This window comes from Rhizobium sp. LjRoot254, from assembly GCF_964254105.1.
GTDB lineage: Bacteria > Pseudomonadota > Alphaproteobacteria > Rhizobiales > Rhizobiaceae > Rhizobium_E.
Window position 1 is genome coordinate 1,651,331 of sequence record NZ_CAXUSM020000001.1, and the last position, 20,771, is coordinate 1,672,101.

At 60.6% G+C, this 20,771-nt stretch carries 19 protein-coding genes; 11 read left to right on the plus strand and 8 right to left on the minus strand.

Annotated features, from left to right (window positions below; translation table 11 throughout):
* Nucleotides 1–37: 37 nt before the first annotated feature.
* The 3 genes from ACSQ26_RS07985 to ACSQ26_RS07995 form a co-directional block, all read right to left on the minus strand.
* Nucleotides 38–280: a hypothetical protein gene (locus ACSQ26_RS07985; protein WP_436007959.1), complete on the minus strand. Its 243-nt coding sequence runs from the start codon at nt 278–280 to the stop codon at nt 38–40.
* Nucleotides 281–343: 63 nt separating this feature from the next.
* Complete coding sequence (locus ACSQ26_RS07990; protein WP_436007961.1) at nt 344–2,203, minus strand: O-linked N-acetylglucosamine transferase family protein; 1,860 nt, start codon at nt 2,201–2,203, stop codon at nt 344–346.
* Nucleotides 2,204–2,390: 187 nt separating this feature from the next.
* Nucleotides 2,391–3,341 carry a zinc ABC transporter substrate-binding protein gene (locus tag ACSQ26_RS07995; protein ID WP_436007963.1) on the minus strand — a complete coding sequence of 317 codons (951 nt, stop codon included), beginning with the start codon at nt 3,339–3,341 and terminating at the stop codon, nt 2,391–2,393.
* 98 nt (nt 3,342–3,439) lie between these two features.
* On the opposite strand from ACSQ26_RS07995, the gene ACSQ26_RS08000 reads away from it, so the two are divergent.
* From ACSQ26_RS08000 to ACSQ26_RS08015, 4 genes are all read left to right on the plus strand, one after another.
* Entirely contained in the window at nt 3,440–4,339 is a 900-nt protein-coding gene (locus ACSQ26_RS08000; RefSeq protein WP_436007965.1) for an ATP-binding cassette domain-containing protein, read from the plus strand.
* Nucleotides 4,329–5,150: a zinc ABC transporter permease subunit ZnuB gene (gene znuB, locus ACSQ26_RS08005; protein ID WP_436007967.1), complete on the plus strand. Its 822-nt coding sequence runs from the start codon at nt 4,329–4,331 to the stop codon at nt 5,148–5,150. The genes ACSQ26_RS08000 and znuB overlap by 11 nt, the downstream gene beginning before the upstream one ends.
* A complete protein-coding gene (locus tag ACSQ26_RS08010) occupies nt 5,147–5,548 on the plus strand; it encodes a Fur family transcriptional regulator (RefSeq protein WP_436007969.1) in 402 nt (133 codons plus the stop codon). The genes znuB and ACSQ26_RS08010 overlap by 4 nt, the downstream gene beginning before the upstream one ends.
* A 120-nt stretch (nt 5,549–5,668) precedes the next feature.
* A complete protein-coding gene (locus ACSQ26_RS08015; RefSeq protein ID WP_436007971.1) occupies nt 5,669–8,692 on the plus strand; it encodes a putative bifunctional diguanylate cyclase/phosphodiesterase in 3,024 nt (1,007 codons plus the stop codon).
* A 3-nt stretch (nt 8,693–8,695) separates the two neighbouring features.
* On the opposite strand, the gene ACSQ26_RS08020 is transcribed toward ACSQ26_RS08015, so the two are convergent.
* Nucleotides 8,696–9,223, minus strand: coding sequence for a gamma carbonic anhydrase family protein (locus ACSQ26_RS08020; protein WP_436007973.1), 528 nt, complete (start codon nt 9,221–9,223; stop codon nt 8,696–8,698).
* Nucleotides 9,224–9,392: 169 nt separating this feature from the next.
* On the opposite strand from ACSQ26_RS08020, the gene ACSQ26_RS08025 reads away from it, so the two are divergent.
* The 3 genes from ACSQ26_RS08025 (at nt 9,393) to ACSQ26_RS08035 (ending at nt 11,518) form a co-directional block, all read left to right on the plus strand.
* Entirely contained in the window at nt 9,393–10,082 is a 690-nt protein-coding gene (locus ACSQ26_RS08025) for a TerC family protein (protein WP_436007975.1), read from the plus strand.
* 9 nt (nt 10,083–10,091) lie between these two features.
* A complete protein-coding gene (gene dusA / locus ACSQ26_RS08030; protein WP_436007977.1) occupies nt 10,092–11,093 on the plus strand; it encodes a tRNA dihydrouridine(20/20a) synthase DusA in 1,002 nt (333 codons plus the stop codon).
* A gap of 131 nt (nt 11,094–11,224) precedes the next feature.
* Entirely contained in the window at nt 11,225–11,518 is a 294-nt protein-coding gene (locus tag ACSQ26_RS08035; protein ID WP_436007979.1) for a DUF1236 domain-containing protein, read from the plus strand.
* Nucleotides 11,519–11,574: 56 nt separating this feature from the next.
* On the opposite strand, the gene ACSQ26_RS08040 is transcribed toward ACSQ26_RS08035, so the two are convergent.
* Nucleotides 11,575–12,105, minus strand: coding sequence for a hypothetical protein (locus ACSQ26_RS08040; protein ID WP_436007981.1), 531 nt, complete (start codon nt 12,103–12,105; stop codon nt 11,575–11,577).
* A 761-nt stretch (nt 12,106–12,866) separates the two neighbouring features.
* Between ACSQ26_RS08040 and ACSQ26_RS08045 the strand changes: the two genes are divergently transcribed.
* Nucleotides 12,867–15,428, plus strand: a complete 2,562-nt coding sequence (locus tag ACSQ26_RS08045) for an SIR2 family protein (protein WP_436007983.1) — start codon at nt 12,867–12,869, stop codon at nt 15,426–15,428.
* Between the two features lie 205 nt (nt 15,429–15,633).
* Nucleotides 15,634–16,320 carry a gamma-glutamylcyclotransferase gene (locus tag ACSQ26_RS08050; protein ID WP_436007985.1) on the plus strand — a complete coding sequence of 229 codons (687 nt, stop codon included), beginning with the start codon at nt 15,634–15,636 and terminating at the stop codon, nt 16,318–16,320.
* A 316-nt stretch (nt 16,321–16,636) separates the two neighbouring features.
* Here the strand turns inward: ACSQ26_RS08050 and ACSQ26_RS08055 are convergent, their stop codons facing one another.
* On the minus strand, nt 16,637–17,056 hold the full coding sequence (locus ACSQ26_RS08055) for a hypothetical protein (RefSeq protein WP_436007987.1): 420 nt from the start codon (nt 17,054–17,056) through the stop codon (nt 16,637–16,639).
* A 194-nt stretch (nt 17,057–17,250) separates the two neighbouring features.
* Nucleotides 17,251–17,859, minus strand: coding sequence for a TetR/AcrR family transcriptional regulator (locus ACSQ26_RS08060; protein ID WP_436007989.1), 609 nt, complete (start codon nt 17,857–17,859; stop codon nt 17,251–17,253).
* 121 nt (nt 17,860–17,980) lie between these two features.
* Here ACSQ26_RS08060 and ACSQ26_RS08065 point away from each other — a divergent pair, with 121 nt between their 5' ends.
* Together ACSQ26_RS08065 and ACSQ26_RS08070 are read left to right on the plus strand one after the other, a co-directional pair.
* On the plus strand, nt 17,981–19,207 hold the full coding sequence (locus ACSQ26_RS08065; RefSeq protein ID WP_436007991.1) for an MFS transporter: 1,227 nt from the start codon (nt 17,981–17,983) through the stop codon (nt 19,205–19,207).
* Between the two features lie 122 nt (nt 19,208–19,329).
* Nucleotides 19,330–20,031 (plus strand): DNA alkylation repair protein, encoded by a 702-nt coding sequence (locus ACSQ26_RS08070; RefSeq protein WP_436007993.1) that lies wholly within the window; start codon nt 19,330–19,332, stop codon nt 20,029–20,031.
* Between the two features lie 42 nt (nt 20,032–20,073).
* Here ACSQ26_RS08070 and ACSQ26_RS08075 read toward each other — a convergent pair whose 3' ends face one another.
* Entirely contained in the window at nt 20,074–20,757 is a 684-nt protein-coding gene (locus ACSQ26_RS08075; RefSeq protein WP_436007995.1) for a hypothetical protein, read from the minus strand.
* Nucleotides 20,758–20,771 lie beyond the last annotated feature (14 nt).

Here is a 20,771-nt window from a genome sequence, read left to right on the forward strand (position 1 = left end):
ACCCGCCGAACTTTGCCGGCGGGTCTCCCTGATATGCTCAGTTGGCGAACCGGATGCCGGCGCGCACTTCCTTGATCGCGAGGCTGATCAGCGAACGGGCCTTGGCCTTGTGGCCGCCCTTGTTGTCGGCAGCCTTGGCGAGGAATGCGTCGGCGGCGACGAGATGGTCGAGGGCCGATTTCATATTCGGCTGGGCTGCGATGGCGGTGACGCCTGCGCCGGCAACGATGCCGATAGCCATGGAAATAGCAACGATGGCCGGAGTCTTGATCTTGGTCATGTGAGTTCCCTTCCCGTTTTTCAATCGATGATAGCAACAGAATAGACGTTCAATATCTGGAGCCTACAGATCAACATGGTCGGGCTCCAGCCCGCTTCGCGCCCTTGCGATCACAATTTCGTAGACGCGCTCCAGATCGTGGCAGAATTTTCGCGAGTCGAAAAGCGCAAGCCTGTCGCGCTGGTTGCAGAGATGTTGACGATGACGGAGCAGACGTCCCGGATTCGATGCGAGTTCCACGGCCGTCTCCACGAAGGCCCGGTCGTCCGCGGCGACCAGTTCCGGCAATCCGGCGGCGTTGAGCAGGCTTTCCGACACGCGCGAGGCGAAGTTCGTGCCGCGCTTGGTCAGCACCGGCAGGCCGGCCCAAAGCATATCCGATGTCGTCGTGTGTCCGTTATAGGGGAACGTGTCGAGCCCGAGATCGGCGGCGGTGATGCGGGTGACATGGGCGTCGTAACCGACCGCGTCAGCGAAGATCACCCGCTCGGCCGCTATGCCCTTCCGCGCCAGATAGTTCCCGAAATTCGCCCGGCTGGTCTCGTGATAGATCATCGCCCATAGAACAGAGCCCGGTACGCGTGACAGAATTTCCGCCCAGAGATCAAGCGTTTGCGGCGTGATCTTGCGATTGGAATTGAAGCTTCCGAAGACAAAGGCATCTTCGGGAAGCCCGAGCTCGGCTCGCGAGGTAGTTCCGGGGAGAGCCCGGTGCGTGTCATCATTGGGCTGGTAGCTCCCGGGCATTCTGAGGAACTTCTCGTGATAGTGCGGCACGGCGCTGTCGGGAAGCACGAAGCGGTCGCCGATCACGTAATCGAGGTCTACGCCGGTGGTTGATCCGGGAAAGCCGAGCCAGCCGATGTGGATCGGTGCTGCGGGATGGTTGAGCGCATGGCGGCGGGAATTGCCGGTATGGCCCTTGAGATCGACGAGGATGTCGATGCCGTCATCGCGGACTCTCTCGGCGGTCTCTGCGGCGTCGAGGTCGACGACCCGCACGATCCGGCCCCAATGCGCGCGGCCGCCATCGTCGCGGGCGATCAGGCTGTCGTCGCTGTGGCAATAGAGCGTCACGTCGAAGCGCGAGGTGTCGTGCAGTTCCAGCCCCCGCCGCGCCAGCCGCATCGTCGCATGCGTGCTGCCGAAATCGTTCGAGAGGTAACCGATGCGGATCTTCCCGCCCCATTCGTGGCGCATGGCGCGCCTGATCTGCCTCGCGGCCGGTACCGGGTCGCCCTTGATGCCGATATTGTTGGTCGCGAGACGATTGAGCCGTTCGTCTTCACAATGGAGCAGGTTGGCGAAAGGCGTCTGGCCCTCGAAGATCCATTCGCGGCCAGCTGCAAGTTCACCCTCCAGCCACGCCTCCTGACCGAGAACCGTCTCGTAGTCGCAGAATTCGCGCGCCACGGCCATCAGCTTGAATTGCGTGTAATGGTCGTCCGGGTGTTGGGCCAGCAGCTTCTTGAACAGGGGGAGGTTGGCGGGGTTGCGCGTCTCCGCGCTGATCAGGTTCGCGGCAAGAAGCAGGTGCTCCGGGTTGCTGTTCGACGTCAGGCGGTTCTTGAAATGGTCCAACAGTTCGCTCTCGCCGCGCAACTGAAAACCCTTGACCAGCGTGAAGACGATCTCGGGGTCATCGGGCACCAGCTTCTGTGCCTGAAGCGCGGTGAGGAAAGCCTGTTCCTCGATGCCCGCAGCAGCCCAGGCGGCACTTGCCTGCTTGAGATAGGCAAACCCGTCACCTGCCAGCTGCGCTGCCGTCGCATAGGCTTCGGCCGCCTCGGCGGGCAGGTCCGATTTCAGGAAAGCATGTCCGAGAAGTTCGAGCAAAGCAGGGGTCGCGCCACCGGGCAGGGCCATCGCTTCGTTGACGGCCGCAAACACGGCTGCCACATCGCCTGCAAGCCAGGCTGCCATTGCCTGCTCCCGGAGAGCCGACGGTTCGGCAGGCAGGGGTTGTTTCAGGGCGTGCATCGTCGAATCCCGCTATGGTCTATCATCCATGACCAGAAGACACGATGAGGCTTGCCCTGGGGTGGAGGGCAAGCGCAAAGTCGTTGCGCCGCCGCGGCGAATGGACTGCGGTGGCGGATCGCACATTCATTCAACCGGCGGAAAGGCAATCCTTCAGCGATCCGGCGAGGCCGCGCATCAGGTTGAAGTAAAGCTCCGGGCCTTCGGCCAGCGTGGCCGCTTCCGGGTCGAGCGTGCCGGTCTTGGATTGCGTGCCTTCGAGCACAACGTTGATCAGCTTCGGCTCGAACTGCGGTTCGGCGAACACGCAACTAGCGCCGAGGGTTTTCAGCTTCTCGTGGATTTCCGAGATACGGGCGGCGCCGGGCATGTTCTCCGGCGAGACGGTGATCGAACCTGCGACATTCACGCCGAATTCCTTCTCGAAATACTGGTAGGCATCGTGGAAGACGATGAACGGCTTGTCCTTCACCGGCGCCACGGTCGTCTTGATCTCTGCAGCAAGGGCATTGAGCCTGGCATCGAGTTTTGCCAGGTTCTGGTGGTAGGCGGAGGCATTCGCCGGATCGGCTGCCGCGAGCGAGCTGGCGATTTCGGCCGCCATCGCCTTGGCATTGGCCGTGCTCAGCCAGATGTGGAGATCGTGCTCTTCTTCCTCGTGGCCATGACCTTCGCCTTCGGCATGCGCGTGTTCCGCCTCGTCCGCATGTGGTTCGAACGTGCCGCTTTCACGCGTCGGCAGCAGGGTGAGGCCGGCCGCCTTTTCGAGTTCGATCACTTTCGCCTTGTCGCCCAGCGATTCCATGGGCTTTTCCATGAAGCGTTCGAATTCCGGCCCGACCCAGAAGATCAGCGTTGCGTTCTGTAGCGCATCGGCGTCCGACGGCTTCATCTGGTAGGTGTGCGGCGAACCGGCGCCCTTGAGGATCAGTCCCGGCTCGGCGACGCCTTCCATGATCGAAGCAACCAGCGAATGGATCGGTTTGATCGAGACGACCACATCGGGTGCCGCCTGGGCCATATGGGGCGCGAAGAGCACCGTGCCGGCGATCAGGGCCAGAGTAGCGGAAAGCTTGGTCATGCTGCATACCTCATTTTGTAATGTTATGTTATTACATGAATTGCGTAATGCTATAACGTACGCTATAAGACCTGCCAAGCCCCTATCTGGAAATTCCCATGCTGCAGAGAAACACAGACGATCGGTACCTCGTGTCCCTGGATGGCGCAGGCGTCAGCCGGCGCGGACGCTGGCTGGTGCGTGGCGTGAGCTTCGATGTCCGGCAGGGCGAGATCGTCACGATGATCGGCCCCAACGGGTCGGGCAAGTCGACGAGCGCGCGCATGGCGATCGGGCTTCTACGCCCCGATGAAGGGGAGGTCATGACCCGGCCCGGCCTGCGCATCGGCTACGTGCCGCAGAAGATGGCGATCGACCGGACCATGCCGCTGACGGTCGAGCGCCTGATGACGCTGACCGGCCCGCTACCGCGCAAGGAGATCGATGCGGCACTGTCCGAGACCGGCGTCCGCCATCTCGCCAAATCAGAGGTCCAGCATCTCTCGGGTGGCGAGTTCCAGCGCGCGTTGCTCGCCCGCGCCATCGCCCGCAAGCCGGATCTGCTCGTGCTCGACGAACCCGTACAGGGCGTGGATTTCGCCGGCGAGATTGCGCTCTACGAACTGATTTCCGCGATCCGCGCCCGCTCGGGCTGCGGCGTGCTGCTGATCTCGCACGACCTGCATGTCGTCATGGCGGCCACCGACACGGTGATCTGCATGAACGGCCATGTCTGCTGCCGCGGCACGCCTGAGATGGTCAGCCAGAGCGAGGAATACCAGCGCCTGTTCGGCGCGCGCGGGGCTGGCGCCTTGGCGCTTTATACCCATCATCATGACCATACGCATCTGCCCGATGGCCGGGTCGTACATCAGGACGGTTCGGTGACGGACAATTGCCATCCCGAAGACGGCCATCATCATGACCATGAACACGGCCCGGATTGCGGCTGTGGGCATGATCATTCGCGGCTCGTACGGCCTAAATCCTTGAGCGAGGAGCAAACCGATGCTCGATGATTTCTTTACCAGGGCACTGGTCGCTGGTATCGGTCTTGCGCTCACGGCAGGGCCGCTCGGCTGCTTCATCATCTGGCGGAGGATGTCCTATTTCGGCGATACGATGGCCCATTCGGCACTGCTCGGCGTCGCCTTGTCACTCCTACTCGACCTCAACCTTATCGTCGCGGTCTTCGTCGTGGCCTCGCTCGTCTCGCTGCTGCTGCTCTTCCTGCAGCGCGCGGGCTCGCTATCGGCCGACACGCTGCTCGGCATTCTCTCACATGCGTCGCTCTCGGTGGGTCTGGTGCTGCTCGCCTTCATGACCTGGGTGCGGGTCGATCTGGTGAGCTTCCTGTTCGGCGATATCCTGGCCGTCGGCCGCGCCGATATCGACATCATCTGGGGCGGCGGCATTCTTGTGCTGATGGCGCTCGTCTATCTCTGGCGCCCGCTGATCGCCTCCACCGTTTCGGAAGATCTCGCCGAAGCCGAGGGGTTGAACCCCAAGCGCGCACGGCTCTATTTCATGCTGCTGCTGGCGCTGGTGATCGCCATTGCCATGAAGATCGTCGGCATATTGCTGATCACCTCGCTGCTGATCATTCCGGCGGCGACGGCGAGGCGCTTCGCCTCGACCCCGGAGGTCATGGCGATTGTTTCATCTGCGGTCGGCGCGATCGCGGTGGTCGGCGGCCTGTTCGGGTCGCTGAAATTCGATACGCCTTCCGGCCCGTCGATCGTCGTCGCGGCGCTCGCGCTTTTCGTGTTGAGCCTGCTGCCGTTCGGATCGGGCTGGAGAAACGCGGAACAGGAAGGAGCAGGCCGATGAGCGAAGCAAGCGCACTTACAAAAAACCAGGCGCTCGTTCTCGGCGCCCTCAAGGTGGCATCGTCGCCCAAAAGCGCCTATGACATTCTCGACGACCTGCGCGGCGACGGTTTTCGCGCGCCGTTGCAGGTCTACCGGGCGCTGGACAAGCTCACCGAGTTCGGACTTGTCCACCGGCTCGAAAGTCTCAACGCCTTCGTCGCCTGTACCGACCCGCATGATCATGCGGCGCATGAGCATGGCATCACGGCCTTTGCGATCTGCGAGGATTGCGGCACCGTCACCGAATTCCACGATCAGGGCATCGAGGGCCGGTTGCATGCCTGGCAGAGCGCGAAGCACTTCAAGCCGGAAAAGACGACGATCGAGATTCGCGGTCACTGCAAGGATTGCTCGTAAGCAGTCGATTACGCAATGATACGTCTCATGCGATCGTATTAATCCATTTTCAAGCAGTAACGGCTAGAGTTCTCCGGATTACGGCCGCGTTTCATGACGGTCGACAAACCCGGGTGAGGGATGGGCAACCCGTCAAGGCGTACGAGCGGCAAGACGTTCAAGGAATCGAATCTCCGCTTTCGCTACAAGGTGATGCTGGGTGTCGGGGTGTCGCTTGCGATCGCGCTGTTTTCCGGCGCGAATGCCATCCTCAATGTTCGGCAGGTCGAAACCTCCGTGAACTTTTCCTCCGACGCCGCGTCGCCGTTGCTGATCGGCGTCATTTCGCTGTCGGAAAGCTACCAGAAACTGCAGAGCGTCTTCGATCCGGTGATGCGCAATTGCGCCAGCCTGGAAGGCGCCTCGCGCTTTCTCGCGAATTCCGAGGCCAACCAGACGACGAAGCTGGAAAGTCTCAAGAAACTCGCCGGCGAGGCCAATGCGCTCAAGGAACTCAAGCGCTACGAATTCTCCGGCCAGAAGATCTTCCGCACCCGCCAGGCGTTGCTCGACATCTGTCATGACTACACGACTTCGAAGAGCCATTTCTCCTCGGCCGAGAATTCGATCCGGATCGCCACCAATGTCGTGGGGCTGAAGGCGTCCACCAACGTCATCGCGCTCGAGGCGAGATTGGCCGAACTGCGGCGGATCAAGAAACCGCACATGCCACGCGGTACGTTTTCCGTGTACGAGATCTCGGAGCGGCGGATGGAGGCCGAGATCAGCGAGATCAGCCGCCAGATCAGGGATTTCTACAAGGTCAGGATTCTCGTCGCCGAGATCGGCAGCGCCAGTGTGCTGGTGACCAATTCCAGCAAGTCATTCGAATTCCAGCGCAAGCGCAAGAGCTTTCTGATCAAGATGCAGTCGCTCGAAGGCGTCTTCGAGGCGTCGAAGCAATATTTCGAAAGCATCGGCCGGGCGGGCGACTATGCCGGCACCTATGCCATGGTCAAGCAGACCAGGCTGATGCTGGACGACGGCCCGCGCTCGCTCTTCAAATCGGCGCAAGCGCTGATCGAGATCGATCGGGCAAAGCAGGGTCTGGTCCTGCGCCTGCAACGCGAACAGGGGCAGTATTCGGTCGCACTTCTCAACATCATGGATGTCGCCCAGCGCATCAACCGCAATGCGCAGGCGCGTACCGAGGAAGATGCCAATCGGGCGAGCTGGGAAATCGCGGCAACCATGGCGGTCGCCGCACTCTTCACCTTGCTGGTGGGCTGGTATTTCAAGAATGCCGTCACCAGGCCGCTCGAACTTCTGACCAACAATGTCGGCCGCCTTGGCCGCGCCCTGCGTGACGACGACGATCCCGTCGATATCTCGCTTCTCGAACGCGGCGACGAGATCGGCGACCTTGCCATCCAGTTCTCCCGGACCTTCCAGTTGCTGACGCAGGCTCGCCGCGAACTGCAGGAAAGTTCGCGCGCCGAAATCAGCCTGCAGCGCGATCGGTTGAATGGCGCCATCGAGAACATGCCGCAAGGCCTCTACATGCTGGACAGCGACGGCAGGATCATCGTCGCCAACCGGCGCCTCGCCCATATCTATAATCTCGGCGATACCGGCGATCTCGGGGGCGTGACGGTCAAGGAATTCATCGAACTCTGCCGGGCCAAGGGTGCCGGCGTGAAGCGGGTGATTTCCGACGATACGGAACACGACATCCGAGGCAGATACCAGACATCGCAGCGGCTCGTGGAACTCGACGACGGCCGCATCATGACCATGAAGGTGATGCAGTTGCCCGATGGCGGCCATGTCGTCACCCACGAGGACATTACCGAAAAGCAGGTCGCCAGCGAAAAGATCGAGCACATGGCGATGCATGACGGATTGACCGGCCTCGCCAACCGCGCGCTGTTTCGCAAGCATGTCGACCAGCAGATCGAAAAAGGTGCGGACCGGGAGGCAGCACTGCTGTTCCTCGATCTCGACCGGTTCAAGATCGTCAACGACACGCTCGGCCATCCGATCGGCGACGCGCTGCTTGTCGAGGTCGCCAACCGCATTCGCGCCATTCTCGGCGCCGATTGCTTCGCAGCCCGGCTGGGGGGCGATGAGTTCGCGCTCTACCAGACGAATACGACCCAGCCGATCGGCGCCAAGAAGCTCGCCGTCGATGTGACGCGCTGCATCTCCGAACCCTTCGATATCGATGGCCATCACATCATCATCGGCACGTCGATCGGCATCGCGCTTGCTCCGCGCGACGGGGCCGATGCCGACGAACTGCTCAAGAATGCCGACATGGCGCTTTACCGTGCCAAGCAGGAGGGCAAGGGCAGCTACCGCTTCTTCGAGCCCGATATGGACCGCAAGATGCGCGACTGGCACGAGATGGAACGCGACCTGCGCGAGGCGATTGTGGGCCAGCAGTTCGAACTCTATTATCAGCCGCTGGTGTCGCTCGACGACCGCCGGATCCTCGCTTTCGAGGCGCTGATCCGCTGGCATCATCCGCGCCGCGGCTTCGTCTCGCCGGCCGACTTCATTCCCGTTGCCGAGGAAACCGGGCTGATCAACGAGATCGGCCGTTGGGTGCTCGACACCGCTACGAAGCAAGCGCTGCAATGGCCGGATGACATTGCCGTCGCGGTCAATGTCTCGCCGGTGCAGTTCCGAACCGGCCAGCTGCAGTTGAAGATCGTCAGCGCGCTCAGCCATTCCGGCCTCGAACCGGAGCGGCTGATGATCGAGATCACCGAGGGCGTGTTCCTCAACGACACCGACCAGACCATGGCCATCCTCGGCGACCTGAAGCTGCTTGGCGTGAAGATCGCGATGGACGATTTCGGCACGGGCTATTCATCGCTGAGCTATATCCGCAAGTTCCGCTTCGACAAGATCAAGATCGACCAGAGTTTCGTCCGCGACCTCAACGACAATCCGGAATCGATGGCGATCATCCGGGCCGTGACCAATCTTTGCAAGGATCTCGGCATGGTGACGGTGGCCGAGGGCGTCGAGACAGCCGAACATGCCGCGATCCTGACCGGGATCGGCTGCGAGACGGCGCAGGGCTATCATTTCGGCCGGCCGATGCGGGCGGCCGATACGCTGGCGCTGTTCGACGTGCCGGTCAAAATTTCGGCCTGATGCTTATAGCTTCCGCATGTCGCGTTTGAAACGCTTCCAGTTCGCGACGTAGGATTCGGCCGACTTCCTGATATTCTCCACGGCCTTCTCATCCAGTGTGCGGATCACACGGGCAGGGGAGCCGACGATGAGCGAATTGTCGGGAAATTCCTTCCCCTCCGTCACCAGCGCATTGGCGCCGACCAGGCAATTGTTGCCGATCCAGGCGCCGTTGAGGATCGTCGCGCCCATGCCGACGAGGGAATTGTTGCCGATCGTGCAGCCATGGATGATCGCATGGTGGCCGATGGTGCAATTCTCGCCGATCGTGGCGGGATAGCCCATGTCGGTATGGATCATGGTGCCTTCCTGGATATTGGTGCCCGAACCGATGTCGATCAACTCGTTGTCGCCGCGCAGCACCGCGCCAAACCAGATGCCGACGCCGGGTCCGAGCCGGACCTTGCCGATGATATGGGTGTCCGGCGCCAGCCAGTAATCGTCTTCAGCGGGTAGCCGCGGCTCATCCTTGCCGAGTGCGTAAAGCGGCATTTTATACTCCTCTCATTCATTCATGCGCGTCTTGGGAACGTGAACCGAGAAAGGGGCGTTCCTGACGTGTTTGTGTTTCCAGCGAAGGTTGACTTGCCCGGCGATTCCGTCCAATTGGCACGGGATAACCCTTCGACAGCCCAGTTTTAACGGGAGATTTCTGAAAATCATGTTCGGTCTCGATTATGCGGCGCTCGCCGCCTTCCTGCAAGTCATCATGATCGACCTCGTGCTTGCCGGCGATAATGCCATCGTCATCGGCATGGCGGCCGCCGGCCTTCAGCCGGACATGCGCAAGAAAGCGATCCTGATCGGCATCCTGGCTGCGACGATCCTGCGCATTATCTTCGCGTTGATGACCACCTGGCTGCTGGCAATCGTCGGCCTCATCCTGGTCGGCGGCATCCTGCTGCTCTGGGTCTGCTGGAAGATGTATCGCGAACTGGTTACCACCGAACACCAGCTCCACGAGGCCGAAGAGGCACTCGCCGGCCACGACACCGATGCAAACGGCGTCATCGGCGCGAAGCCAGGCACCAAGACACTGCGCCAGGCCGTGACGCAGATCATCATCGCCGACGTCTCGATGTCGCTCGACAATGTGCTGGCCGTCGCCGGTGCCGCGAAGGATCATTTCTGGGCGCTTATCTTCGGTCTCGGCCTGTCTGTGGTGCTGATGGGCGCGGCGTCGGCCGTGATCGCCAAGCTTCTCCATCGTTTCCGCTGGATCGCCTGGGTCGGTTTCGTCATCATCCTCTATGTCGCGATCCGCATGATCTATGAAGGTGCGGACCAGGTGCTTGGCCATACGCTGCCGGCGATCCCACTGCTCAAGAGCGCGGTGCCCGCGGTTCACTGAGGAGGCCGGATGTACGCAGACGCGTTGAAAAGCGGTGCGAAGATCCTCGCGATCGCGCCGATGATGGACTGGACGGACCGGCATTGCCGGTTCCTCCATCGCCTGCTTACGCGTAAGAGCCTGCTCTACACCGAAATGGTCGTCGCGGATGCGGCGATCCACGGCAAGCGCGACCGGCTGCTTGGTTACGATGCGAGCGAACATCCCGTCGCACTGCAGCTCGGCGGCTCGGATCCGGGTAAGCTCGCGGAAGCTGCGCGGATCGGCGTCGATTTCGGTTATGACGAGATCAATCTCAATGTCGGCTGTCCCTCGGACCGGGTGCAATCCGGCACGTTCGGCGCCTGCCTGATGCGCGAGCCCGATCTAGTGGCAGGCTGCATCGCTGCGATGAAGGCCATGTCGCCGGTGCCGGTGACGGTGAAATGCCGCATCGGCGTCGATGACCAGGATCCGGAAATCGCGCTTGATGATCTCGCGGCCAAGGTGCTTGACGCCGGGGCGGACGCGATCTGGGTCCATGCCCGCAAGGCCTGGCTGCAGGGGCTGAGCCCCAAGGAAAACCGCGATATTCCGCCGCTCGATTATTCCAGGGTCTATCGGCTGAAGCAGAAATATCCGAATGTTTTCATCGGCATCAACGGTGGCGTTGCCGATCTGAGCGAGACCGTTGAACATTTGAATCACGTCGATGGGGTGATGCTTGGGCGGGCGGCCTATCACAACACATCTGTTCTCGCCGATGCCGATCATCTGGTCTATGGCGACCCGGAAACCGCCGTGGACTGGAGCTTCATCCGTGATGCGATGATGGAGCATGCGGAGCGCCATATCGCCTCGGGCGGCCGGCTCGGCCATGTCACGCGCCACATGATCGGCCTGTTCCAGGGGGTGGAAGGTGCCCGCCGCTACCGGCAGATCCTGTCGTCGGATGCGACCCGTCCGGGTGCCGGGCCGGAGGTGATCGCACGGGCCTTCGAGGCGGTGCAGCCCTCCCTTATTGCTGCCTAGATTTCGCCATTTTTCCATTTTTTCCCGGGACTTAACGGCTGGCAACCGGGAAAGCATCCTTTTATCGGAACCATTCGCTGCCCGTGGCATTAGCCGGTCATCGGACTATCCCCGATAAAAGGAGAGACATGATGAAAGCCAAGCTCTTTGCCGCGACGATGGTCGCTTTTTCCGCCTTCGCCGTGACACAGGCGCGGGCGCAGGACGTCTATGTCGTGCCCGATGAGGTTGATCGCTATGTCACCGAGCAGCCCTATGACGACAGCGTGATCTATGACGACGAGGTGACGGTGGGCGAGGCGCTGCCTGAGGACGTGATCATTCGCGAGGTCCCCGAATATGACGACTATTCCTATGCGATCGTCAACAAGCGCCGGGTGATCGTCGAGCCGCGCACCCGCAAGGTGATCAAGGTTTACAACTGATCCCACCCAAATCGGCATCATGGGCGCCGCACGTTCTCCGGAACGGGCGGCGCTTTTCATGTTGCGCCTTGTACCCACGAGCCGCCTGCTTCCTTCAGATGCGCGCGGCCGGTTGCTGTGCGCGAGAGGGTTTCCCAGATGGCGAGATTGTGCTGCATGCGGTCGAGTTCGAGCTTGGCGAGCCGGGGATCGAGCGGCTTGGGCGGCGGCGCGGTATAGGCGCGGTGCCATGCTTCGAACGCCTCCGTGAATTCCGGCATCATGCGCAGGGCGTCTCGAAATATGGCGATGGCTTGCTCGTGAGCCCATATCAGGTCGGCATCGTCGCGCGCCGGCGGGCGCAGCGTGCCCTCGTGGATGCCGTCGATCGCTCTGAGGACAGCCCAGATATGGGAACGGTCGGGCTCCTCCACCCGGCTGAAGCAGGGCGGGGCGTGGAGCAGCCCGAGCGGATTGGCGCAGAAGCGGTACCGGCGGCAGGCGCGGACAGGGCAGACGTGCTGGTAGAAGCCGAAACGGGTGGCGGTGTGGAAGAACAGGAAATGCTGCTGCTTGAGTTTCACGATCGGCGGGGGGAGGTCTTGCATGAGGTTTCCCTTCGGGCATGGGTTGGCGTTCACGCGGGCGGTTTCGCTCCGTGGTTTGGCTCATTTCACTCCCGATCCCCCGTCTTGGACATAAGGGATCGGCCGGGGCACGTCGCCGTGCCGAGGTTTAGTGGCTGCTTTCGCAACCGTATGACACGTCGCCGTGCCCCGTTCGGTGTATTTTCATCCGCGAACTCGGCCGTCTGCGCCCGACCCCGATCCCGGATTTGTCAGATCCGGGGGGACGGGCCTGTGTGCGGTACAACGCACGCCACGGGTACTTTGCCTTTCGGCGTCACCCGGGGGAGGCCCCTTCTCGCGGACGCCTGATGCGGGACTTTACGTCGTCTTCCCGCAACCGGCACCGGTCCCACCTGCGCCGCAGCGCCCTGCGGTGTAGCCGAGGGTGAGACGGCGTGATTCTCTCACAGGTTTTGGGGGCGGGGATGGGTGGAGAAGAAAAATTTCTCCCAACGATTACAACGGATAAGATAATTGCACAGGACACTTTTTGTATTTTGAACAATGGTGCAGCAATTAATGGAGCAGCGCTTGGCCCTTTTAGTGGACCAGATTGCATTCAAAGCATTCAGCCGTGGGGCAAGAAGGGACGCCTCCTTAATGCGGTGTCACGGGCGCCGGGATAATTGCTAGTCAACGTCTCACTACCAATGGATGTTGCTGACAAGACTATCAATCCCATATGCAAACGCTGAAATTGTCGTTACCACTTATCGCACACGGGCTATCTGGGAGGGCAAATGTTCGAGATTGGAGAGCATGACAGCAATCTGCTTCAAAAAGCTGTCAAAGACGGTAACGTTGTATTGTTACTCGGCGCCGGGACGTCCGCAACGTCGTTGAATGCTCAGGGGCAGAAGGTCAAGTTGGGAAAGGCTCTTGCTGGCGAGCTCGCCGGGATGGCGGGGTTTCCCTACGCAGACGAAGATTTGCCGGATGTGATTCAAGCTGTAGGCCCGAGAATAAGCGAGGCGCAGCTTCATCAGCTATTTCGAAAGGAGTTTACTCGGATAGTTCCCGCCGCCGAGCTGAACGAACTTTTTCAGTACAGTTGGTACAGACTATACACCTGGAACATAGATGACGCGATTGAAAATGTTCGATCGCCCGTGCAGCTTCGGCGCTACTACAATGGATTGAATGACAGGGTAGCTATCGATGAAGGCATTGAATATCTCCATGTTATTCATCTTCACGGCGAGGCTTCCAAGCCGGAACACGGCTTTATATTTAGCCCTTCCGAATACAATCGGAGGCTTAATAGCGACAAGCACGATTGGTATAGGCAAGCCGCAGCCGACTATGCGGCACATGTGCCAGTCTTCATTGGCAGTACGCTTAAAGAGCCTGTTCTTTCCGCCGAACTTGACCGCGCACGTCCGAATGCGAATGCATCGTTGGGCACGGCCTTTCTAATCACACCGGATGAGTTCACTCCACTTCAAAAAGCGGCTTATCAAGCGCGAAACATCGTCGTCATTCAGGCAACGTTGGTTGATTTTATCGATTGGCTTGGCAAGACCGTAGGCCGCGGTATGAGCCCGTTGGAAATCAGCAAGGAAAAAAATTCGTTCACCGAGACGATTGCCTCCAGAATATCTCCTACACGAGCAGAGATTAGCACGGCCAATTCCATTCTTGTCCATACTTGGCAGGATGCCAAAAACAAAGCCGATGAACTTCAAGGGTTGAAACGCCAACAAGTTGCGCGAGCCTTCCTTGAGGGTGAGCCTCCTAGCTGGAAAATCGCCGCGAGCGACATACCAGTGTGGCTGAGTGCAACGGATGAGTTGTACACGGCTCTTTCGTCCTCCATTGACGCTGGAGACCGAATGTTCCTTGTTTATGGCCAATCGGGTAGCGGCAAGACCACGGCGCTTCTTCAGGCGCTCCTACGATATGTTCGAGAGCATGATGGTAGGGCTATCTACGAGCTAAAGGGCGATGTGAAATCGCTGCGCTCGTCACTCGAGCTGATCGCTCGGCTTCACAAGGACGATCACGCTATCGTCTACGTAGGCGATGCCTTCATTTACGGCGACGCACTTAGCGAGGATGCACTAGCCGTTCCACGAGGCAAACTTACTCTCATTACTAGCGCCCGCTCAAATGAATGGCGCCACCATATCGAACGGCGCGTGGGGGATTTTACAACATCCTTTGAATTTCAACGATTTGTCAAAAAAGACTATCCAGCCCTTATTCAGAAGCTACTTGAGTATGTCCCTTCGCCGAGGTTCCTAAGGATGAGCCCGAGCGAGAGAACGCAGAAGCTTGCGGCCTCACAAGAGCAGCTTCTGATTGCTCTCAAGGAGACAACCGCTTCCGAGAAATTCACAAAGGTCATCACTGACGAGTATGAAAGGCTTCCGGACAATGACACCAAGGCATTGTTCCTGATTGTCGGTCTCGCGACAATCTCTCGAACTGGCATTTCTCGCGCAACAGCGCGCGAAGCTTATAATCGGCTTCGAACTGGATTGTCATTCGAGGGTGCCATGCGGCAGCTCGAAGGTATTGTAAGTGAGAATGCTATAGGGCGTCTTGTTGCACGCCATGAGCTGTATGTTCGGCACATCGTAGAGAATGTCGCTGAGTTCTCCGCTGTCGCGGATGCCGCAGTTGAAACGCTGCGAACCTATACAAAGTATGCCTTGCCAGTTGTAAAGAATGTAGATCGGCTAGATGGCCTGTTGTTCAAATTTATTCTTAATCACAATTTTATCGGGGAGTTGGCTCGTCGCCGAAATGAGGTCGAAGAAGGTCTTCGAGTATTTCAAAGTTTTGAAATTGAGTTTCAGCTGGATGGTCATTTTTGGCTACAGTACGGGCAATATCTTGTTATGTTCGGCGAACTCGAAGCGGCATTGCGCGCGCTTGAGAAATCAATTGCGGCCTATCCCGAAAACATTTTCGCAGTCCATGCTTTGGCCGATTTGCAATTAAGAGTTGCGCACACTCGAAAGATCTACGATTCGACTACAGTAGCACTGATCGGTGACGCCGTGGAGACGTTGGAAGGTCTCCACGCCGCGCAAAGCGTTGATACAGATTTTTATCCAATCGTGACGCTAGCCGACAGGCACGTATCCGCATTAATTAGACATGGGCAGGCGAAATCTGCATTGTCAGCTGCTCAGCGGTATTTCCGGCTCATCGAAGCGATGCGGCGTACCGATACGCAGATTGATCGGGCAAGAGAGCGCCTTGCACACTACATCACGCACGGTAAATGGGAGACAGGCCAGCCGCCACAGAATGGCCAAGCAAAACATCGCCGACGTCCTGGGAACAAGCGCTAGGCTTGGAACGCGCGCTACATGGCAAGAACGAGCAGAAACAATCGATGTCCACGAATAGGCGTTATCGCTGCCCATCACAACGATCACGCGATACTCCACCGTTGCGAGCTACCGCGCACTTGACACCGCCGTCCCTTTCGCCACGATGCTCCTGGGCCCGCATTGGTCTGATGCGGCACAATGTTGATCACCACCCGGTGCCCCCATGCGAAAACTGAGCCTCACCACGGATCACATCGCAAAAATCCACCGCATCGTGGAGGACGGTGGCGCGCCGCCCGGCATGCAGTTGCATACGGATGACGATTACGATGCGTGGGTGGCGCGGATGATCGGGACGCATCCCGCGCCTGATGCCAGGACGCGGCTGTTCGCCTATGGCTCGCTGATATGGAAGCCCGAGATCGAGCATGTCGGCGAGGCGGTCGGCGCGGCGCGGGGCTGGCATCGCGCTTTCTGCTTTCACATGCCGAGATTTCGCGGGACCCCTGACAATCCCGGTCTGATGATGGCGCTCGATCGTGGCGGACAGTGCCGTGGCGTGCTCTACGACCTGCCTGACGGCAATCTGGACGAGCTATTCGGCAAACTGTTCCGGCGGGAATTTACCGCCAAGCCGGCCAACAGCATGCCGCGCTGGATCGTGGTCGAAACCGCGTCGGGGCCGGTCCACGCGCTTACCTTCGTGATGAACCGGCAGTCTCCGCTCTATGCGGGGCGTCTGCCCGCCGAGGCGGTCGCCGATGTGCTGGCGCGGGCCTGCGGCCACTGGGGAACCGGAGCGGAGTATCTGCTCAATACGGTCGCCAACCTCGAGGCGAAGGGTATCCACGACAGGAATTTGTGGAAGCTGCAGCGGCTGGTGGCGGAGCGGATCGAGCGGATGGGGTGAGGGGCGCTATTGCATATGGACGCGAGCAGCTTGCTCCCGCTTCTCCCCTTGGGGAGAAGGTGGCCCGAAGGGTTCAGGCGCACGTGTGCGCCGGGGATGAGGGGTTCCCAAACGTCGAATACGCCTCTTGGAACCCCTCATCGCCTCGCGTTCGCTCGGCACTTCTCCCCAAGGGGAGAAGCGGGGAGCGCGTGGCCCGCCTTCGCGCGGCCCGCGCTCAGGCCTTCGTTCGGCTCAATCGATACTCAATCGATTTCTGGCCTTCGGCCACCGCTCTCGAAGCCCGCAAGGGGAGAGGTAGACTCGAGGCCGCCGGTCATTCGCAGACGCGGACACGTCGGATATAGGCGCGGCCGTTGCGATCGTAGCGCCGGACCTTCCTCACGAAGCAGACGTCCTGATAGGCGCCGTAATCGTCCTCGTAGCCGTCGTATCTGTCATATCCGTCATAGCCCGGCGCGATGACGATGCCGGGTCCCCAATAGCCGCCATACCATCCGCCGTAATAACGTCCGTGATGGCGGTGGCCGCGGTGGTGACGGTACCAGCGACCATGACGATTGTTGTATCCATGGCCATTGTGATAACCGCGATTGTGGCCGCGCCAGCCGCGATTGTTCCAGCCGTGATGGTTGCCGCCGTTACGCCATTTCATCCCGCTGCGCGCCTCCGCCACGGTGACGAAGGAGGTTGCTGCGAATATGAGGGCGATGATCGTGATCAGGAATTTTTTCATCGAACGCTCCCGGCATCTGGTGCATGCGTTCAGTCAAGAAACATATTAGGCTATACTAAATGAAAACCCGAGGGATAGCTAGGCCGGTGTTCCGACAGTGTTAACAGCGAGATGATGGTGCGGGCGCGCTCAGCCTGCGCTGCTCCCGCCTTCGCGCGGCCCGCGCTCAGGCCTTGCGTCGCTGAAATCGATATTTAATCGATTTCTGGCCTTCGGCCACCGCGCCGCAAGCCATCCAGCATCACCCTGAACCCGGCCACGGCCACCTTCGACACGGCCTCCGGGTTTTCCGCGTGGGCGATCCACAGCGCCATGTGGCTGCTGGCACCATTGATGAGGCGGGCGGCGGTTTCGGTGTCGATGTCGGTCATTTCGCCGTCGGCCTTGAGCCGGTCGATGCTGCGGCTGAGCGAGGCGATGCAGCCGGGGGTGCTTTGCCATTGCGAGATGTCGCCCAGCACGGCGGGGCCATCGCGGAACATGATGCGCTGGATCTCGGGCTCGAGCGCCATTTCGATATAGGCGGCGCATTCATCGACGAAACCCTGCCAGCGGCTGGGGGCGGCGGCCGAGACCTGGTTGAGGCGGTCGGTCATCTCGGCGTCGATTTCTACGATCACGGCTTGGAGCAGGCCCTTCTTGTCGCCGAAATGGTGGTAAAGCGCGCCGCGCGTCAGCCCGGCCTCGCCGGTGAAATCATCCATCGACGCGTCCGCATAGCCTGTTGTGCCGAACGCGCGCCGGCCGGCTGCCAGAAGCTTGGCGCGGGTCTCTGCGATCATCTCGGTGCGCGGCTTGGCCATCGTGTCTCCTTTTTGCATACGCGGCGTATATGAGGCGTTGACATACGTCGCGTATGTCATTATCTCGTTCACATACGCAGCGTATGTAGTCATTGAAATCGATATATGACAGGAGCGTGCCATGTCAAATCCCTATAGAGAGATATTCGCGGCGCCGGGGGCCAAGGGCTTCTCGGCTGCCGGCTTCTTCGCCCGCCTTCCCATCGCCATGGCGCCGATCGGCATTGTCGCGATGCTCAGCCAGACCCACGGCGAATACTGGCTCGCCGGGGCGGTGTCGGCGACCTATGCGCTGACCAATGCATTGATTTCGCCGCAGATTTCGCGCGCCGTCGACCGGCTCGGCCAGAGTAGGGTAGTGGTGCCGACGACCATCGTTTCGGTGTTCGCCTTCATCGCGCTGATCCTCGCCGCCAACCAGAGCTGGCCGATGTGGACGCTGTTCGTCTCGGCGTTTCTCGCGGCCGCCATGCCGAGCATTCCGGCGCTGCTCCGGGCGCGCTGGAGCGAGATGTTCCGCAACCGGCCCGAACTCAACACGGCGTTTGCCTTCGAAAGTGCGGCCGACGAGTTGGTCTATATATCAGGCGCGTCGCTCTCGGTGGGGCTGGCGGTGGCGCTGTTTCCCGAGGCCGGCATGCTGGTGAGCACGGGCTTCCTGGCGCTTGGCACGGCGGCGTTCATCCTGCAGCGCGGCACCGAGCCGAAGGTATACTATGTCGCGGGCGCGCCCCGGGCCGGCTCGGCGATCCGGCAGCGGCCGGTGCAGATCATCACGCTGGCGCTGATCTTCGTCGGCTCGATCTTCGCCACCGCCGAGGTAAGCGCGGTGGCGATCACCAAGGAACTCGGCCAGCCCGAGATGGCGAGCCTGGTGATCGGCGTCTATGCCGTCGGTTCCTTCGTCGTCGGGCTGATCCTCGGCGCGCTCAATCCCGGGATGGCGCTGCAGCGGCAGTTGCTGATCTCGGTCGCGGCGATTGCGCTGTCCTCGGTGCCGCTGCTGTTTGCCTCGAGTTCGGTGACGCTGCTGGCGGTGGCCGTCTTCGTCAGCGGCATCGCGATCTCGCCGACCTTCATCACCGCCTTCGGCCTGATCGAACGGCGGGTGCCGGAGGCGATGCTGACCGAGGGCGTGACCTGGGTGATGACCGGCATCGGCATCGGCATGGCGCTCGGCGCCTTCGTGTCGGGCTGGGTGGTCGATACCTATGGGCCGGCGAGCGGCTTCTGGGCCTCGGTGGCGGCGGGCGCGATCACGGTGGCGATCGTGGCGCTCGGCCAGAGGAGCCTTGCGGGTGAAGCGGATGACTGCCTGGATTGCGCTGTGGCGCAGCCGGCGGAGTAGGGCCAGGAAAGTTGAAGGAGATGACATGGCGTGCCTCCGGGTGCGGCATGTCTCATTGTGTCGGGGATGGGGATTGCTTTTCGGCTGAAAACCATCGGAGATAGCGACGACAGGAGGCCTTGATGTCCGGACAGACTGCCAGTGCCGTGGAAGCCGCACTCCGCACTATTGCTTCGCCGGATTTGAAGGCCGAGGTGGCGCGGTTCTTTTTCGACGGGCTCGGAGAGACCGAGGTGCTGGGCGTCGGGATCGGCAAGGTCTTTCCAGTCGCCAAGGCGCATGCCGGCCTGCCGCTTGGCGAGATCGGGCGGCTGCTCGACAGCCGGTTCTACGAGATCAGGATGGCGGCGGCGGCGATCATGGATTTCCAGGCGCGTGCGAGGAAAAGCCCGAACGGGCTCGAAGCGCTCTACCGGCTCTATCTCGACCGCCACGACCGGCTTGATAACTGGGACCTTGTCGATCGCGCCGCTCCGCATGTGGTCGGGCAGTATCTGTTCGAGCGGCCGCGTTTGCCGCTTTATGAACTGGCGGAGTCAACAGATCCCTGGCGGCGGCGCACCGCTATTGTCGCAACCTGGTATTTCATTCGGGCAGGGCAGGTGGAGGATACATTCGCGATCTGCGCCATGCTGGCGGGTGACGGGCATGTCATGGTGCAGAAGGCGATCGGCTCCTGGGTGCGGACGGCGGGCGAGAAGGATCCGGAACGGCTCAGGGCATTCCTTGGCGAACATGGCGACAGGCTTTCGGCGGAGGCGATCCGCATGGCGACGGAGAAGATGCCGCCGGAGGAGCGGCGGATTTTCCGCAGGAAGGGGTAGGGCGACGAGATGGCCCTTCGGCCAGTCGCCCATGCCCTGACCTTAAACGAAATCCGTCACGTCGATATGCGTGGCGAGCACATTCTTCAGCACGAAAAAGTCGCCGCCGCCGAAATCGACGATCGTATCCTTGCCCGATTGCGTGACGTTGGCGCCGCCGGGATATGTCCCATCGATGTGGTCCTGAAAGCCAACGCCGCCATCAGCATCGAAATCCATGATCGTGTCGCGTCCCTGGCCGGCCTTGAAGGTGAAGGTATCGAGGCCCGCACCACCGGTCAGCTGGTCGCGGCCCAAGCCGCCCTCGAGCGTATCGTCGCCGCCACGGCCGAATAAGCGGTCATTGCCCTTGTTCGATGTGAGGGTGTCGTCGAGACTCGAGCCGATCAACCTGATATTGCCTAGACTGGCGCGGGTGACGACATCGATGGTGAAGTCGTACATGTTGGTGCCGGCCACGATGCCGACATTCAGTTTCAAGCCGCTGATCGACTGAAGCGGATCGCCGTTCTCGTTGGCAAGGATCATCTTGTCGATAGTGCCCGAATTGATGCGGCCGTCTTCATATTTGAAGTTGCGGCCTTCGAAAATAACTTGATCTCCGGATGTCGTGTCCGTGCAGACGGTCTTCGACCGCGTCGCCTTCTCGATAAAGAGCGGCGTATTGAGGTCTGGGGTCCCCGAATAGAGCTCGTCGTAGAATTGTATCGTGGTGAATTTGGGCATAGCGCCCTCCGCTG